Here is a 16,300-nt window from a genome sequence, read left to right as displayed (position 1 = left end):
GTCCTCGTTGCTGCTTCGGCAACCCGGTTCGGTGGCCGGGTGCCGCTTCGGCAGCGATCATGTTTTGATCGAACGCCGAATTGCCTGGAAAGTAGCGCAACGTGTGCGCTCTGAACTTCTTGGGGCGGCATTGTGCCGCCATCTCGATCGGGATCGCGACTCTACGCGCTTTGCGGCCCGTCATCCACATTCTGGCCGAAATTCGCCAGAGATCGCCGCAAATCGCCGCCTCAGAGCAGATCGAGCCAGCTGCGCAGCTCGGCCAGGTGGGTCTGCCCCATCTTGCGCTGCAGGACCTGGCCGTCGGCGCCGAACAGCACCGTGAAGGGCAGGCCGCCGGTGGCGTTGCCCAGCTGCTTGACGAGCTCGGTGCCTTCGAAGCCGGCCAGGCCGATGGGAAAGCGCACCGGCACGCGCTGCAGGAACTCGCGCACGGGCGTCGGACCGTCGATCGCCAGCCCGACGACCTCGCCGCCGCGTGCCGCGAGCAGCGGCCGGAACTGGTCGATCTCGGGCATCTCCTTCACGCAGGGCGGGCACCAGGTGGCCCAGAAGTTCAGCAGCAGCGGCCGGCCCTGCAGCGTGGCCATCACCAGTTCGCCGCCCTCGGGCCGCGTCAGGCGCAGTGGCCACAGCACATCGGCGGGCGCGGGCGGGCGCAGGCGCTGGCGCCACAGCTGCCAGCCGGCGCCGGCTGCCGCGGCGGCGACCCCCGCGCCGGCCAGGATCCAGCGGCGGCGCGCCGGCGTGCTCATCGGGCGACCCTCCGCACTGCGCGCTCCGGGACGAGCGCTTGGGAGCGGCCCGGCGCGCTCATGCCGCCTCCGCGGCCAGCAGCCGCTGCAGCGCCGGCAGGTCGCCGCGCCAGGTGCGGCCCTGCGCGTCGGGCTTGAGCGCGCCGCGCTGGTCGTCCAGGTCGTGCAGCGCCAGCTGCACGGTGACGCTGTCGTTCAGCGCGCGGCTGTGCGAGGCCACCACCAGCACATTGACCGGCTCGCGCCCGGGGCGGTCGATGCTGGCGACGTCGTAGTCGACGCCACCGTTGATGACGGCGATCTCGGCGCTCTTGGGGTCGTCGCAGTACAGGTCCAGGTGCACCGCCGACAGCCGCGTGGCGGTGCCGCGCCAGGCGGCGCCCGACAGGTGCGGGCGGAACTCGGCCAGCCGCTGCATCCACAGCAGGGCCACCTCGCGCAAGGCGCGCAGTTCGGCCGGTTGCGTGTCGGCGCAGAACAGCGCCAGGTAAGCGCGCACTTCGTCCTCCACGGCCTCGTTGGACGGCAGCGTGGCGCTGCGGCCGGAGCGGCGCCCCAGGTCGCGGGCCGCGCGGCGCTTGGCCGGACCGTACTCCATGCCTTCTTCCACCACCAGCCGCGCCGCGGTGGCCGCGATCTCGTCGCCGGCGTCGGTCATCGCGGCAGCTCCACGTCGTCCATGCGCGCCTGGATGGTGGCGGCGCGCCCGACCACGTAGGCCGAGCCCGGGCGCTTCTCGAAGCGCTTGGGCGCCGGCAGCATCACCGCCAGCCGGGCGGCCTGCGCCGGCCCGAGCCGGGCGGCGTCGGTGCGGAAGTAGTGCCGTGCCGCGGCCTGCGCGCCGAACACGCCTTCGCCCCATTCGACGTTGTTCAAGTAGATCTCCAGGATGCGCTGCTTGCTCAGCAGGCCTTCGAGCATCAGTGTGACAACAAGCTCCTGGCCCTTGCGCAGCACGGTTCTCTCGCCCGACAGCAGCAGGTTCTTGGCCAACTGCTGCGTGATGGTGGAGCCGCCGACGATCTTCACGCGGGCCTTCGGGTTGGCCGCCACGCGGGCCTGCACGCGCTGGTTGCGGTCCCAGGCCTTCTCGATGGCGTCCCACTCGACGCCGCTGTGGTCGGTGAAGGTGGCGTCTTCGCTGGCAATGACCGCGCGCTGCAGGTGCTGCGAGAGCCGGTCGGCGGGCACCCAGTCCTGGCTCCACAGGATCTGCCGCTTCTCGACCAGCAGCCGCCAGGCCTCGCTGCGCTGGAACGTGGTGGACTGCGGGTCGACCACCACCATCAGCGCCACGCGCAGCAGGAACACGGCCTGCAGCGCCACGAAGCACAGCGCCAGCAGCGCAAGCAGGCGCAACAGGTGCCGGCGCATCGGTCAGCCCCCGACCGCGAGGTGGGCCCGCAGCGCCTGCAGCACCGGCGGCGTGTGCGGGCGCACGCCGCGCCACAGGAAGAAGGCCTCGGCCGCCTGCTCGACCAGCATGCCTAGCCCGTCGCGGCCGCGGGCACCCGCGGCTGCAGCCCAGTCCAGGAAGGGCGCGGCGGCGGGGCCGTACATCAGGTCGACCGCCAGCGCGCCGGGGGCCAGCACGGCGGCCGGCACCGGCACCGCCGCGGCCTGCAGGCTGCTGGCGCTGGCGTTGATGACGACGTCGAAACCGCTGCCGGCGTCGTCCAGCGTCGCCGCGCGCAGCGTGCTGCTGCAGGCCGCGGCCAGCGCGGCGTGGCGCGCCACCAGGGTCTGCGCGCGCCCGGGCGTGCGGTTGGCCACCGTCACGGTGGCGGGCCGCGCCTGCAGCAGCGGGCCCAGCACGCCGGCCGCGGCCCCGCCAGCGCCGACCAGCAGCACGCGCCGGCCGGCCAGCGGCTGCCCGGCACCTTGCTCGATGTCGTGGATGAGGCCGATGCCGTCGGTGTTGTCGGCGAACCAGCCGTCGGCGTCGAAGCGCAGCACGTTGGCGGCCTCGGCCAGCGCGGCGCGCTCGCTGCAGCGCGCTGCCAGCCGCGGCGCCTCGAACTTGAACGGCACGGTGATGTTGCAGCCGCGGCCGCCTTCGGCCTGGAAGGCCCGCACCGTGGGCACGAAGGCGTCCAGCGGGCACAGCACGCGGCCGTAGCGGATGGCCTGGCCGGTCTGCTGCGCGAACGCGGCGTGGATGAAGGGCGACTGGCTGTGCGCCACCGGGTTGCCGAGCACGGCGTAGCGGTCAGGGGAGGGCATGGACACGGGGAACCTGGTGGCGTCAGCGTGCGATCTGCGTCGCCTCGAGCGTCTCGTCGCGCGTGAAGCGGAAGCGCGAGGTGACGACGATCTGGTCGGCTTCGCGCCGCATCGCGCTGGTGAAGGGGCCGAAGGGAGCTGCGGCGCGCACGATGGCCACGGCCTGCTGGTCGAGCTGGCGCGAGCGGCTCGCGCGCACGATCTCGGTGTCGACGACGCGGCCCTGGGCGTCGATGGTGACGTTCATCGTCAGCTCGCCGTAGAGCTTGCGCCCGCCGGTCTCGGGGAAGTTGCGCGTGCCGCGGTCCTCGATGCGCCGGCGCAGGCTGTCGTAGTACAGCGCGTAGACCTCCTCGCGCGTGGCCGGGCTGATGTAGCGTTTCTTCGGCCGCGCGTTCTCTTCGTTGATGCGCTTCTCGATCTCGGCCAGCAGCCGCAGCAGCTGGCGGCGGCGCTCGTCCTGGTCGCGTTCCTGCGGCGTGCCGCTGTCGCGCCGCGGGTCGGGCGGCGGCAGCGTGGCGACTTCGCGGCGGATCTGCGCCAGCAGTTGCTGCTGCTGTTCCTGCAGCTGGTCGATGCGCTTCTTCGCGTCGTCGCTGGCGTCGCCCAGCTGGACGGTGGCCGCCGGCGGCAGCGGCGAGGTGGCGCGGCCCTTGTCGGCTTCGCCGCCGCCGGCCAGGTTGGCCTGCGCGATGGCCTGCGCCTGCGTGGGCGCCTCGTTCGAGCGCGCGTTGACCAGGATCACCTCCAGCGGCGTGTCCTGGAAGACGCGGTTGAAGGCCTCGGGGTCGACGAAGCGCACCGTGAGCAGCGCGCCGTGCACGGCCGCCGAGAACAGCAGCGCCCACTGCAGCCCGGACAGGTCACGCAGCTGCATGGCCGGGCGGGGGGGCTGGTGCGACCGCGGCGTCGCCGTCGTTCAGGTCGATGGCCAGCGTGAGCGGACCGGTGGCCGGGGTTTCCTCGTCGGCGTCCTCGCCGTCTTCGCCCGCAGGCAGGGCTTCGTCGATGCGCGCGGCCAGCACCGCGTGCAGGTCCAGCGTCAGCAGGTCGATGCCGGTGATGCGCGCGCGCAGCCGGGCGCCGCGTGGCAGGCTCTCGCTGCCGGGCACGCGGAACACCAGCGGCAGCGACTCGGCACGCACCAGGCCGTCCTTCATCACCGCGGCCTCGATCTCCGCGGCGCCCTGCTGCTCCAGCCAGCGCAGCGTCCAGTAGCGCTCGATGCCGTGCTGGAAGTCGTTGTAGGCCGCGTAGGCGGTGTCGAAGCCCGAGATGATGGCGAACAGCGCCGCGTCCTTCGGCCGGAACGGTGCTGCCAGCGCGGCGGTGCGGCCGTGGCGGGCGCAGGCGATGATCTGCCACTGGTTCACCAGGTCGACGTAGCGCCGCAGGGGGCTCGTGGCCCAGGTGTACTGCGCCACGCCCATGCCGGCATGCGGGGCCGGCCGGGTGCCCATGCGCACCTTCACGCCCGGCGCCAGGCTGGCCTGGCTGCGGTAGATGCCGGGCACGCCGCATTCCGCGATCCAGCCGCCCCAGGTGCTGTTGGCCAGGATCATCGCCTCGCTGACGATCAGGTCCAGCGGCGCACCGCGGCGGCGCTCGCTGATCGTCACGGCCTCGCTGCCGTCGGGCTCGACACTGCGGTCGCCGCCGAGGCGGAAGTTGTAGTCGGGCCGGTTGAAGTTCTCGGGCTTGCCGCGCACCACCTCGCGTGCGGCCTTCAGGTGGCGCGCCAGGCGGAAGCTGAAGGCCAGCTCGGCGGAGAACGGGTATTCGGCCACGGCCTCGCCCGTGAGACTGGCCTCGGTGACGACCTCGTCGAGCTGGTCGTGGCGCAGGTTGGCGGCGATCGGCACGCTCTCGATGCGCGTCTCGCTGCGCCGCACCTCCAGCGTGGCTTCGTCCAGCGTCACGTACAGGCTGACCGCCGGGCAGGCGCGGCCTTCGTCGAGCGTGTAGGTCTGCACCACGGCCTCGGGCAGCATCGTCAGCTTCCAGCCCGGCATGTAGACGGTGGACAGCCGCTCGCGCGCGACCTTGTCCACCGGCGAATCGGGCAGCACCGCCAGCCCCGGCGCCGCGATGTGGATGCCGAAGACCACCTCGCCGCTGCCCAGGCCCGTGACCGACAGCGCGTCGTCGATCTCGGTCGTCAGCGAGTCGTCGATCGAGAACGCCTGCACCGGCGCCAGCGGCAGGCTGTCCTTGATCTGCGGCGCGGTCAGCGCCGGGAAGCCGGTGCCGTGCGGGAACTGCTCGAACAGGAAGCGCTTCCAGTGGAACTGGTAGGCGCTGTCGATGGCGCCGGCGCCCTTCAGCAGGTCGAGCGGGGCGCGCTGCGCACGCCGGGCGGCCTCGACCACGGCCTTGTACTCGGGCGCGTTCTTGTCGGGCTTGAAGAGGATCTTGTAGAGCTGCTCGCGCACCGGCCCCGGGCACTGCCCGGCCACCAGCTCGCCGGCCCAGGCCTCGATCTGCGCGGCCACCTGCTTCTTGCGCTCGATGCCCAGCAGCGCCGCCTTCACCGTCTCTTCGCTGGCCTTGCGGAACTGGCCCCGGCCCAGGCGGCGGAAGTAGTGCGGCGCCTCGAACAGCCGGAACAGCGCCGCCGCCTGCTGCTCGGGGCCGGCGGCGGCGTCGAAGTACTCGCGCGCCAGGTCGGCGAAGCCGAATTCGTCCTCGGGCGCGAACTCCCAGGCCAGGTCGAGGTCGATCTCGGCGGCCATGGCCTGCGCGCCGCGGATCAGCTCCGCCGGCTGCGGCTTCTCGAAGCGCAGCATCACGTTGGCCGCCTTGACCTTCACGCGCTTGCCCGAGTCCAGCTCGACTTGCAGCGAGGCCTCGGCCTCGGACATCAGGCGGCCGGCGTGGAACTTCCCGGCGTCGTCAAAAAGCACATACATCCGCCGATTGTCGCCGCTCAGCCGAGCAGCCCCAGGAAGCGCAGCACCCGCGGCAGGTGGTCGTCGAAATCGGACAGCGCGTGGTCGCTGCCCGGGATGACGTGCTGCCGGGCGCCGGCATAGCGGGCCTGCATCTCCCGCCAGTCCAGCAGCTCGTCGCCCTGGGCGATCAGCGCGAGCGTGCGGTCCGCGTGGCGCAGCTCGGGCAGGCGCAGTGCCTGCAGCTCGCCCACGTACTCGGGCCGGAAGAAGAACCGCTCTTCGGGGGTGTGGAACGCCGTCTGCTCGCCGATGTGGGCCGCGAGGTCGCGCGCCGGGTCCACCGCCGGGTTCATCACCACGCAGGGCCAGCCCGCGTGCTCGGCGACCGCCGTGGCATAGAAGCCGCCGAGCGAGCTGCCCACTACTGCCGAGCTGCCCGGCCAGCCGGCGATGCCTTCGAGCACCAGCGCCACCGCCGCGCGCGGCGACGGCGGCAGCTGCGGGCACCACCAGTGCACGGCGGGCCGGTGCTGCTGCAGCCAGCCGCGCAGCCGCTGCGCCTTGAACGACTTCGGCGACGAGCGGAAGCCGTGCAGGTACAGCAGGTGCGTCGGCGCCTCAGGCATGCTGGTGGACCACGCTGATCAGACTCCCTGCTTGACCAGCGACGCCTTCAGCGCTTCGTCCAGCGTCGCCTGCGCGTCGGCCAGGTGGGCGCGGCTGATGCTGTTCCAGCCCGGCCGGGCCAGCGCCGTGCGCAGTTCGGCCGCCAGCTGCACCGCCTGCTGGCGGTGCACCGCACGCACGTCGGCGGCGGCCATCGAGCCCGGGCGCAGCAGGCCCGTGGCCAGCCGCCGCAGGTGCTCGCGCTGCAGGTTGCGGCGCAGGCTGTCGATCTCGCCACTGGCCGACTTCGCCGGCTTCAGCTCCGACCAGACCGCCGCGCGCAGGCGCTCCTGCACGTCGGCGTAGCTCAGCAGCGTCTTCGTGTCGGTGACCTTGGCCTCGGCATCGGCCAGCCTGCCTGCCAGACCGTCGGACATCAGGTTGTCCAGTGCGCCGCGCTGCAGGCCCAGCACCGCGTTCGGCAGGCTGAAGTCGGTGTTGGTCAGGAAGCGCGTGCGGCTGGCGCGGTCGAGCTGATCGACGCCCAGGCGGCGCATGAACGCGGGGTCGAAGCGGAAGGACTGGCTGGAGAACGCCTCGCCCAGGATCAGGTCGAGCGCGGCGCGCTGCGTCGCGGCGTCGACCGGCGTCAGCAGCGGCTGCTGCGCCCCGGCCAGCGCGCGCGAGGTGTAGGTGCCGCCCACGTACTTGCCGACCATGCCGATGGCCGCGCCCATGCTGGTGAGCCCGCGCTGCAGGTTGCGCCGCAGCACCGACATGTCGTCGTCGGCGGCCAGCGTGCGCTGCTGCGTGCGGGTCCAGAGCTCGCGCGACAGCTGCACCTGGCGCTGCGCGAAGGCCAGCGGGTCGTCGCCCAGGTCGCGCTGGTTCACCAGCGGGTCGATGCCCTGCACGTCCTCGTCGGTGGCGTAGGCCAGCGCCGGCTCGCGCTCGGAGCGCGCCGCCAGCTTCGCCAGTTCCTGCGCCTCGGTGCCCGCCGGGAACTCGCGGTAGCCGTACTCGATGGCCCAGTAGTCGTAGGCGCCCAGCGTGCCCATGTGGTAGTCGGCCAGCGGCTCGCCCGGCAGCGGGAGGTTGAGCGCGTTGTAGTCCATCACCGAGTTGGAGACGCCGCGCTCCTTCGTGAACGCCGGGTCGCGCAGCTGGGCGCGCGTGATGCCGGTGGAGGCGCGGAAGTTGTGGCGCAGGCCGAGCGCGTGGCCCACCTCGTGCATCGTCACGTCGACCAGGCTCTGCGTGATGAAGCGCTCGGACTCCGGCCCGCGCGGGTCGAAGTTGCCGCGTGCGGTGAGCAGCTCGTGCGCGAACTGCGCCTGCTCCAGCGCGTCGGTGGCGTAGCTGCACGTGGCCCAGCGGCGTGCGAACTCACCCGGCAGCGGCACGGTGCCGGCGGCGGTGTCGGCACCGTTCAGGCGCGGCTCGGCATCGGCCGCGTACGAGCGGAAGAAGCGCACCCAGTTCTCGGGCACGATGGCCGCGCCGCGCAGGATCTCGCCCGTGCGCGGGTCGGACTGGCTCGGGCCCACGGCCGTGGCGCCGGGGCCCTCGATGGCGAACCAGCGCACCGCCAGCAGCCGCGTGCCTTCCAGCGTCGACCAGTCGGCGTCGTCGGCCTGCTGCTCGACGCGGATGGCGTCCTGGAAGCCGGCGCGCTCGAAGGCCTTGTTCCATTCCAGGATGCCGGCGCGCACCGGGGCGCGCCACTTCTCGGGGATGTTGCGGTCCATCACCACGCGGATCGGCTGCTTCGGCGGCGACACGGCGGCCGACGGGTCCTGCTTCTCCAGCCGCCAGCGCGAGATGATGTGCGTGCGGCGGTCGCTGTTGATGTCGTTGCCGAAGTCGAGGTACGAATCGGTGAAGTAGCCCACGCGCTGGTCGGCGCTGCGCGGCTGCATCGGCTGTGCCGGCAGCGGCGCCATCGTCACGGTGAAGCTCAGGAACAGGCTGCGTGCGTCGGGCACCACCGCCGGCGGGCTGGGCAGCGCCGCGGGGTTGGGCGGCGGGGCGCCGGGCGGCAGCACGGGCGGTGCCGGCAGCTTGGGCACCGCGAAGTGCGAGCGCAGCGTCAGCGCCGTGGCGTCGGCGGTGCTGCGTGTGCCCGTGATCGACGAGTTCGCGCGGTCCAGCGCGTAGGGCATGCGGTAGGCGGCTTCCAGCCGCGTCTGCGTGCCGGCGAGGTCGCCGCCCAGCAGCGCGCTGGCGTCGACCAGCAGCGCCTTGCGCTCCGGGTGCGGCGCCGCCGCCAGCGGCGCGGCGGCCAGCAGGCTGTCGGAATAGCTCTCGGCCAGCGCGCGTGCCAGCGGCGTGCCCGCGGGGGCGCGCACCAGCAGGTTGCGCGCCACCAGCTGCACCGTGTTGCCGACGCGGCGCAGCACGACGACCTGGTCGCCGCCCATCAGGCCCGGGAAGAAGAAGCGTTCGCCGAGGCCCGAGGCCTGCGAGATCGAGAAGAAGAAGGGCTGGTCCAGGCGCTCGGCGGGGATCTCGATCCAGGTCTTGTCGTCCTTGGTCCACACCGGCAGGTAGCCGTCGGCGCGCTGCGCGTCCTTGGTGACGTCGGCGAACGGGGCCGGCGTGCCCGGCGCCGGCGGGCGCGCGGCGGCGCCGGCGGCCGGCGGGGTGCCGGGGCGCGCGGCGGTGGCCGCGCCCGACGCCGCACCCGCCGGCGCGGGTGCCGCCGCGGCCGTCGGCGTGCTGGCGGCCGTGGCCGGGGCGCCGCCGCCGGGTGCGGTGGCGCAGCCGGTCAGCAGGGCCGCGACGGCGGCCAGCACGGCCGGGGAACTCAGGGAAAACGCGTGGTCCGGAGAGCGGGGCATGTACGGGGTCCTGGGCGTCGGAAAGCCGCGCACCTTAGCGCAAGCCGCGACGACCTGCCGGAAGCGGGCGACGAAGTGGCCGAAGCGGGGGACGAACGGCCGGCGCGCAGGCGCGGGCCCTTGTCCGGAGCCGGTGCAGGCGCGGGGTCAGCGCGGATCGAGGGCCGCCAGCAGCTTGTCGTGGATGCCGCCGAAGCCGCCGTTGCTCATGCACAGCACGTGGTCGCCGGGGCGCGCCGCGCGCACCACGGCTGCCACCAGCGCGTGCACGCTGTCGGCCACCTGGGCGGGGGCTGCCAGCGGCGCCAGCGCGTCGGCCACGTTCCAGCCGTAGTCGCCCTGCAGCGCGAAGCACAGGTCGGCTTCTTCCAGCGCCCACGGCAGCTGCGCCTTCATCGTGCCCAGCTTCATCGTGTTCGAGCGCGGCTCGAACACCGCCAGCAGGCGCGGCCGCGGCGCGCCGGGCGCTGCCGGCTGCTGGTCGACCTTGTGCCGCAGGCCGGCGATGGTGGTGCGCATCGCGGTGGGGTGGTGCGCGAAGTCGTCGTAGACCTTGACCCCTGCGGCCTCGCCGCGCAGTTCCATGCGCCTGCGCACGTTCTCGAAGCTGGCCAGCGCGGCGGCCGCGACCTCGGGCGCCACGCCCACGTGCTCGGCCGCGCCGATGGCGGCCAGCGCGTTCATCTGGTTGTGCTCGCCCAGCAGCGACCACTCGACGCGGCCGAGCTTCAGGCTGCCGCGCAGCACGTCGAACGCGTGCGGCTCGCCGCGCGCGCACAGGCCGCCGGGTTCCTCGCGCTTGGTGCCGAAGCGTTGCACCTCGCTCCAGCAGCCGCGCTGCAGCACGCGCTGCAGCGCCTCTTCGCGTGCGTTGACGACGAGCCGGCCGCTGGCCGGCACCGTGCGCACGAGATGGTGGAACTGCGTCTCGATCGCCGCCAGGTCGGGGAAGATGTCGGCGTGGTCGTGCTCCAGGTTGTTCAGGATCGCGGTGCGCGGCCGGTAGTGCACGAACTTGCTGCGTTTGTCGAACAGCGCGGTGTCGTACTCGTCGGCCTCGATGACGAAGTGCTTGTGGGCACCCAGCCGCGCCGAGATGCCGAAGTTCTGCGGCACGCCGCCGACCAGGAAGCCCGGCCGCAGGCCGGCCTGCTCCAGGATCCACGCGAGCATCGAGGTGGTGGTGGTCTTGCCGTGCGTGCCTGCCACGGCCAGCACGTGGCGGCCGAACAGCACGTGTTCGGCCAGCCATTGCGGGCCGCTGGTGTACGCGGCGCCGGCGTCGAGGATGGCCTCCATCAGCGGATTGCCGCGCGTGACCACGTTGCCGATGACGAAGACGTCCGGGCGCAGCGCCAGCTGGTCGGCGCCGAAGCCTTCGATGAGTTCGATGTCGAGCGCGCGCAGCTGGTCGCTCATCGGCGGGTAGACACCGGCGTCGCAGCCCGTGACGCGGTGGCCGGCTTCGCGGGCGAGGGCGGCCAGGCCGCCCATGAACGTGCCGCAGATGCCCAGGATGTGAAGGTGCATGGGTTTCATTCTAGGAGTCTGCTACGGTGCCACCGATGCAAAGCCCCGCCTTCAGCGGCATCCCCTGGATCGCCAGCAACGCCTATGCCTACCCGGTGCTGGAGGTGCTGCACATCACCGGCATCGCGCTGCTGCTGGGCAACCTGGTGCTGCTGGAACTGCGCCTGTGGGGCGCTGCGCCCGAGCTGCCGGTGCAGCCGCTGGCGCGGCTGTCGCTGCGGCTGGTGCTGGGCGGCTTCGCGCTGGTGGCGGCCAGCGGCCTGCTGATGTTCGCGGCGCACCCGGCCGAGATGCTGGGCAACCGCGCCTTCGTGCTGAAGCTGGCGCTGGTCATGCTGGCCGGCCTGAACGCCGCGATGTTCCATGCCCGCGGCGGGCTGGAGCGTCCCGACGGCGTGGCCCGCGCGCAGACCGTGCTCTCGCTGGGGCTTTGGCTGGCGGCCATCATCTGCGGCCGTTGGATCGCCTACCTGTAGCTGCAGAAGGACTGCCATGCAAAGACGCCTGTTCGTCGCCGGTGCCGCCGCGTTGTCGCTGCCGCCGGCCTTCGCCCACCACGGCTGGAGCAGTTTCGACCAGACCCGGCCCGTGTGGCTGGAAGGGCGTGCTGCCAAGGTGGCGTGGCGCAACCCGCATGCCGAGCTGGAACTGGAGCTGGCCGCCGACCTGAAGCTGCCTGCCGACCTGGCTGGCCGGACGCTGCCGGCGCAGAGCGCGCCGGTGGACGGCGCGGCGCTGCTGAAGGCCGCGGTGCTGCCGACCCGGCGCGACAGGCGCTGGACCGTGGAGCTGGCGCCGCTGTCGCGCATGAACGCGTGGAAGGTGGCCGAGATCAAGCCGGGCGACGCCCTCGGCCTGCTCGGTTTCACCTTCGCCGGCGAGAAGGGCGATGCGATCGTGCGGGTCGAATACCTGTTCGCCGGCGGCGGGGTCTACGGCCTGCGGTCGTCGCCGGCCTGAAGCCCAGCCCGGGCCTGGTCAGCCGATCAGGCCCCACAGCAGCAGCAGCGCCGCCGCGGCGACCCACCACGCCGGATGCAGGTCGCGCCAGTCGATGCCGTCGGCGCCGTCCGCGGCACCGGTCTGCCGGCCCAGGGCCGCATCGGCCTCGGCCTGCAGAGCCGCCGTGCGTTCGCGCTGGCGCTGCAGTGCCGGTTCCTGCGCTGCCAGCCGCTCGCGCACCACGTGCGCGGCCGGCTTCGCCGCATGCGCGCGCAGCGCCGACTCGAGTGCCTGCACCGCGCGGTGGGCGGCGGCCAGGCCCGGCGCGGTGAGCGTGGCGCCGCACTGCGCACAGTGCCAGGCAGCACCATCGGCCAGCGGCGCGCCGCAAGCCTGGCAGCCCCGCGCGGTGGCGCGCTGCGCGGTGCGGTGCACGGCGTGGTCGCGCGTGGCGCCGTCGACGTCGAGCGCGCGTGCCAGCCGCGCGACGTCCACCACCGCCGGTTGCGCGCTGCACCAGGGGCAGGCGGCGTCGGCCGGGCCGACGCCGCCGCCGCAGTTCACGCAGTGCAGCGCACCGGCCTGCAGCGCACGCGCGCGGTCGGCCGGCGTCATCGCGCGCAGCAGGCCCTTCTCGGACAGGAACTGCGCAAAGCTCTGCCAGGCACCGTGGCGCTTGGGGCACTCGAGCTGCAGCGAGCGGCCCCAGCGCGTCTGGTTGTGCACCGTGCGCACCGGCGCGTGGCAGCGCGGGCAGGGCAGCTGCGGGCGCAGCGGCTGGTGGGCCAGCGTCTGTGCCTGCGCCATCGCGCCCACCAGCGCCAGCAGGCCCGGGCCGGCCAGCCGGGCCGACTCGACGACATCGAACCACACCAGGTGGCAGGGCGCGCACAGGTCGATCTCGACCATACGGCCGTAGTGGCCGGCCAGCGCCAGCGCCTGCAGCGGCGCGCCGCAGTTGCCGCAGGCCGGCGTGTGCGCTGGGCCTGCCGCAGCGGCCATGGCCGGCCGTGGCGTCGTCAGCCTTGTGCCAGCGCCTGGCCGGCGGCGGCCACCGTGGCGGCGATGTCGGCCGGCGTGTGCGCCGCGCTGACGAAGCCGGCCTCGTACAGCGCCGGCGCCAGGTAGACGCCGCGGTCGAGCATGCCGTGGAAGAAGCGGTTGAAGCGCTCCTTGTCGGTGGCCATGACCACGCCGTAGTTCTGCGGCAGTTCGCTGGCGAAGAAGAAGCCGAACATGCCGCCCTCGCTGTCGCCGACGAGGGCCACGCCGGCGTCGCGCGCCGCGGCTTCCAGGCCGCGCACGAGGGACTGCGTCTGTGCCGACAGCGCCTCGAAGAAGCCGGGCTTGCTGATCTCCTGCAGCGTGGCCAGCCCGCAGGCCGTGGCCACCGGGTTGCCGCTGAGCGTGCCGGCCTGGTAGACCGGGCCCAGCGGCGCCAGCTGCGACATCACGTCCTTCTTGCCGCCGAAGGCCGCCAGCGGCATGCCGCCGCCGATGACCTTGCCGAACACGCTCATGTCGGGCTCGAAGCCCGGAATCAGCTTCGCGTAGACGCTCTGCGCGCCGCCCAGCGCGACGCGGAAGCCGCTCATCACCTCGTCGAACACCAGCAGCGCGCCGTGCTGCGTGCACAGCGCGCGCAGCCTGGTCATGAACGGCACCGAGGCGCGCACGAAGTTCATGTTGCCGGCGATGGGCTCGATCATCACGCAGGCGATCTCGCTGCCCTGCGTGGCAAACGCCTCTTCCAGCTGCGCCAGGTTGTTGTACTCCAGCACCAGCGTGTGCTTGACCACGTCTTCCGGCACGCCGGCACTGGTGGGGAAGCCGAAGGTCGCCAGACCCGAGCCGGCCTTCACCAGCAGCGCGTCCGCGTGGCCGTGGTAGCAGCCTTCGAACTTGATGATCTTGTTGCGGCCGGTGGCGCCGCGTGCAAGACGCAGCGCGCTCATGCCGGCCTCGGTGCCGCTGCTGACCAGGCGCACCTGCTCGACCGACGGCACGAGGCCGATGATGGCCTCGGCGAGCTCGATCTCGCGCTCGGTCGGCGCGCCGAAGCTGAAGCCGTCCACGGCCGCCTTCTGCACCGCTTCCAGCACCGCCGGGTGGCCGTGGCCCAGGATCATCGGACCCCACGAGCCGATGTAGTCGATGTACCTGCTGCCCTCGGCGTCCCAGATGTAGGCGCCCTGCGCGCGCTGGATGAAGCGCGGCGTGCCGCCCACCGCGCGGAAGGCGCGCACGGGCGAATTCACGCCGCCGGGGATGACGCGCTGGGCGCGGGCGAACAGGTCTGCGTTGCTGGTCATGCGGTCGAAGGGGCGTTGTTCCGGGAGGCTCGGGGTTTCAGTGCACGCGGCGCGGGGCGCCGCCCTGGGTCTTGCTGTCGTCGAAGCCGCCGCCCGGCTCTTCCGGGCCGGTCTCGGGCTCGCCCTCCTCGGGCGGCGGCAGCGCCCAGAAGAAGCGGTCGGGCACGATGTTGCCCATGCCGGGGCGGAAGCCCGCGTCCAGGCTCTGGTCGAGGAAGCTCAATGCCTCGCCGACGGCGGCCTGCAGTTCGCTGCCGGCGGCCAGCAGCGCGGCCAGCGCGGCCGAGAGCGTGTCGCCGGCGCCGACGAACGCGGTGTCGAAGCGCTCGAACTTCTCGCCCGTCAGCGCGCCCTGGGCCGAGGCCAGCACGTTGTCGATGTACTGCTCGGTGCCCTTGCTGGCCAGCATGATGCCGGTGACGAGCACGTAGCGCGTGCCGTGTTCGGCCGCCGCCACGGCCAGCTCGCGCGCCGACGGCGGGCGCTCGCTGTCCCAGTCGGGAAGCAGGAAGTCCTGCAGCGTCTTGTGGCTGCCCACCAGCACTTCGGTGGCCGGCAGGATCAGCTCGCGGAAGGCGTCGAGGTAGCTCTGCTGCTGCTCTTCCTCCAGCCACGACAGGCTGGGCATGTAGGCCACCAGCGGGATGTCGGCGTAGTCGGACAGCACCTCGGCCACGGCGCTGACGGTCTCGGCCGTGCCCAGGAAGCCGACCTTCCAGCCGGCGATCGTGACGTCTTCGAGGATGGTGCGCGCCTGCTCGACGACGGCGTCGTCGTCGATGTCGTGGTGGTCGAAGATCTCGGCCGTGTCGCGCATGACGATGGAGGTGACGACGGGCAGCGCATGCGCGCCCATCGCCGCGATCGTCGCCACGTCGCCGGCCACGCCGCCGGCACCGCTGGGGTCGCTGGCGTTGAAGCTGAGCACGCAGGCCGGCGCCGGGGGTTCCAGCGCCGGATCCTGCGGCGCGGTGGCCGCTTGGGAGTCGGGAGTCATGTCGGAGGCCTTGTCGCCGCAATGTCCGGCCGCGGGGTGCGCCGGACCTCTAGCGGAATCTGAGGAATGGTGCGTATGTCCTCACAAATCCTTGAGTTTTCACGGATATGCGCGGCTAGAATCGTTGTCCATTGTAGTGATTGACCGTGCCGACGTGAGCCAAAGCCGAACCTGGATGTGCCTGATTTGCGGTTGGATCTATGACGAGGCCGCCGGCGACCCGGAGCACGGCATCGCGCCCGGCACCGCCTGGGCCGACGTCTCGATGAACTGGACCTGTCCCGAGTGCGGTGCGCGCAAGGAAGACTTCGAGATGGTCGAGATCTGATTCCGGCCACCGACTTCCGCGCCACGCCGGTCCTGCAGGAGCCCCCAAGGTGAACCCTGACACCCCCGAAGCAGCCGCACCCGGCGCCAAGGTCCTGGTCATCGACGACAGCAACACCATCCGCCGCAGCGCCGAGATCTTCCTGCGCCAGGGTGGCCACGAGGTCGTGCTGGCCGAAGACGGCTTCGATGCGCTGGCCAAGGTCAACGACCACGACCCCGAGCTGATCTTCTGCGACATCCTGATGCCGCGGCTCGACGGCTACCAGACCTGCGCCATCATCAAGCGCAACCCGCGGTTCGCGCATGTGCCGGTGATCATGCTGTCCTCGAAGGACGGCCTGTTCGACAAGGCGCGCGGCCGCATGGTCGGTTCGGAAGAATATTTGACCAAACCTTTCACGAAAGAGCAGCTCCTGCGCGCAGTCGAGTCGTTTCGGCGCGTTCCGGGCTGATGATGCCGCCCTCCGGGCGCCTCGACGCTCGCTTTGCCCTCTAGGACGAATCGCATGGCCATCCAGAAGATCCTGGTTGTCGACGACTCGAAGACCGAACTGCATTTCCTCTCCGACCTGCTCGGCAAACGCGGCTACACCGTGCGCACCGCCGAGAACGGCGAAGAAGCCCTGCGCCGCCTGGCCGAGGAGAAGGCCGACCTGATCCTGATGGACGTGGTGATGCCGGGGCAGAACGGATTCCAGCTCACCCGCACCATCACGCGCGACCCGCGCTGGTCCGACGTGCCGGTGATCATGTGCACCAGCAAGAACCAGGAAACCGACAAGGTCTGGGGCATGCGCCAGGGCGCACGCGACTACATCGTCAAGCCGGTCAACGCCGACGAGCTGCTGGCCAAGATCAAGGCGTTCGACTAGTC

17 protein-coding genes are annotated in these 16,300 nt (G+C 72.3%); 5 read left to right on the top strand and 12 right to left on the bottom strand.

The window, feature by feature from the left end; genetic code table 11:
- Positions 1-230 precede the first annotated feature (230 nt).
- The 9 genes from ACPOLB_RS12370 to mpl form a co-directional block, all read right to left on the bottom strand.
- The gene (locus ACPOLB_RS12370) at positions 231-755 is read right to left on the bottom strand and encodes a TlpA family protein disulfide reductase (protein WP_425261668.1); all 525 of its coding nucleotides are present in this window, start codon (positions 753-755) and stop codon (positions 231-233) included.
- 58 nt (positions 756-813) lie between these two features.
- Positions 814-1,413: a hypothetical protein gene (locus ACPOLB_RS12365; protein WP_425261667.1), complete on the bottom strand. Its 600-nt coding sequence runs from the start codon at positions 1,411-1,413 to the stop codon at positions 814-816.
- A complete protein-coding gene (gene mtgA, locus ACPOLB_RS12360) occupies positions 1,410-2,129 on the bottom strand; it encodes a monofunctional biosynthetic peptidoglycan transglycosylase (RefSeq protein ID WP_425261666.1) in 720 nt (239 codons plus the stop codon). Before mtgA ends, ACPOLB_RS12365 begins: the two co-directional genes overlap by 4 nt.
- A 3-nt stretch (positions 2,130-2,132) precedes the next feature.
- Complete coding sequence (gene aroE / locus ACPOLB_RS12355) at positions 2,133-2,978, bottom strand: shikimate dehydrogenase (RefSeq protein ID WP_425261665.1); 846 nt, start codon at positions 2,976-2,978, stop codon at positions 2,133-2,135.
- A 22-nt stretch (positions 2,979-3,000) separates the two neighbouring features.
- On the bottom strand, positions 3,001-3,855 hold the full coding sequence (locus ACPOLB_RS12350; protein WP_425261664.1) for an energy transducer TonB: 855 nt from the start codon (positions 3,853-3,855) through the stop codon (positions 3,001-3,003).
- Positions 3,842-5,887 carry a ribonuclease catalytic domain-containing protein gene (locus tag ACPOLB_RS12345; RefSeq protein ID WP_425261663.1) on the bottom strand — a complete coding sequence of 682 codons (2,046 nt, stop codon included), beginning with the start codon at positions 5,885-5,887 and terminating at the stop codon, positions 3,842-3,844. The genes ACPOLB_RS12350 and ACPOLB_RS12345 overlap by 14 nt, the downstream gene beginning before the upstream one ends.
- A gap of 17 nt (positions 5,888-5,904) precedes the next feature.
- A complete protein-coding gene (locus tag ACPOLB_RS12340) occupies positions 5,905-6,495 on the bottom strand; it encodes a YqiA/YcfP family alpha/beta fold hydrolase (protein WP_425261662.1) in 591 nt (196 codons plus the stop codon).
- 18 nt (positions 6,496-6,513) lie between these two features.
- Positions 6,514-9,315 carry a zinc-dependent metalloprotease gene (locus ACPOLB_RS12335; protein WP_425261661.1) on the bottom strand — a complete coding sequence of 934 codons (2,802 nt, stop codon included), beginning with the start codon at positions 9,313-9,315 and terminating at the stop codon, positions 6,514-6,516.
- A 147-nt stretch (positions 9,316-9,462) separates the two neighbouring features.
- On the bottom strand, positions 9,463-10,845 hold the full coding sequence (gene mpl / locus ACPOLB_RS12330) for a UDP-N-acetylmuramate:L-alanyl-gamma-D-glutamyl-meso-diaminopimelate ligase (protein WP_425261660.1): 1,383 nt from the start codon (positions 10,843-10,845) through the stop codon (positions 9,463-9,465).
- A gap of 35 nt (positions 10,846-10,880) precedes the next feature.
- Here mpl and ACPOLB_RS12325 point away from each other — a divergent pair, with 35 nt between their 5' ends.
- Positions 10,881-11,321 (top strand): hypothetical protein, encoded by a 441-nt coding sequence (locus tag ACPOLB_RS12325; RefSeq protein ID WP_425261659.1) that lies wholly within the window; start codon positions 10,881-10,883, stop codon positions 11,319-11,321.
- 16 nt (positions 11,322-11,337) lie between these two features.
- Positions 11,338-11,805, top strand: a complete 468-nt coding sequence (locus ACPOLB_RS12320) for a DUF6152 family protein (RefSeq protein WP_425261658.1) — start codon at positions 11,338-11,340, stop codon at positions 11,803-11,805.
- Positions 11,806-11,823: 18 nt separating this feature from the next.
- On the opposite strand, the gene ACPOLB_RS12315 is transcribed toward ACPOLB_RS12320, so the two are convergent.
- Genes ACPOLB_RS12315 through thiD form a run of 3 tightly spaced genes read right to left on the bottom strand, consistent with a single transcriptional unit; the run spans position 11,824 to position 15,096 of the window.
- Positions 11,824-12,789, bottom strand: coding sequence for a hypothetical protein (locus ACPOLB_RS12315; RefSeq protein WP_425261657.1), 966 nt, complete (start codon positions 12,787-12,789; stop codon positions 11,824-11,826).
- Positions 12,790-12,806: 17 nt separating this feature from the next.
- Complete coding sequence (gene hemL, locus ACPOLB_RS12310) at positions 12,807-14,099, bottom strand: glutamate-1-semialdehyde 2,1-aminomutase (RefSeq protein WP_425261656.1); 1,293 nt, start codon at positions 14,097-14,099, stop codon at positions 12,807-12,809.
- 37 nt (positions 14,100-14,136) lie between these two features.
- Positions 14,137-15,096, bottom strand: coding sequence for a bifunctional hydroxymethylpyrimidine kinase/phosphomethylpyrimidine kinase (thiD, locus tag ACPOLB_RS12305; protein WP_425261655.1), 960 nt, complete (start codon positions 15,094-15,096; stop codon positions 14,137-14,139).
- 175 nt (positions 15,097-15,271) lie between these two features.
- On the opposite strand from thiD, the gene ACPOLB_RS12300 reads away from it, so the two are divergent.
- From ACPOLB_RS12300 to ACPOLB_RS12290, 3 genes are read left to right on the top strand one after another with little or no spacing between them, the layout of a single operon-like run.
- Positions 15,272-15,424: a rubredoxin gene (locus ACPOLB_RS12300; RefSeq protein WP_210808987.1), complete on the top strand. Its 153-nt coding sequence runs from the start codon at positions 15,272-15,274 to the stop codon at positions 15,422-15,424.
- Positions 15,425-15,473: 49 nt separating this feature from the next.
- Positions 15,474-15,878, top strand: a complete 405-nt coding sequence (locus ACPOLB_RS12295) for a response regulator (protein WP_425261654.1) — start codon at positions 15,474-15,476, stop codon at positions 15,876-15,878.
- Between the two features lie 54 nt (positions 15,879-15,932).
- Positions 15,933-16,298 (top strand): response regulator transcription factor, encoded by a 366-nt coding sequence (locus ACPOLB_RS12290; protein ID WP_425261653.1) that lies wholly within the window; start codon positions 15,933-15,935, stop codon positions 16,296-16,298.
- Positions 16,299-16,300: the final 2 nt, after the last annotated feature.

The organism is Rubrivivax soli, assembly GCF_049810355.1.
Lineage (GTDB): Bacteria > Pseudomonadota > Gammaproteobacteria > Burkholderiales > Burkholderiaceae_C > Rubrivivax.
The sequence above is the reverse complement of the archived record's forward strand: the minus strand, read 5'-3'. Positions and strand labels throughout refer to the sequence as shown.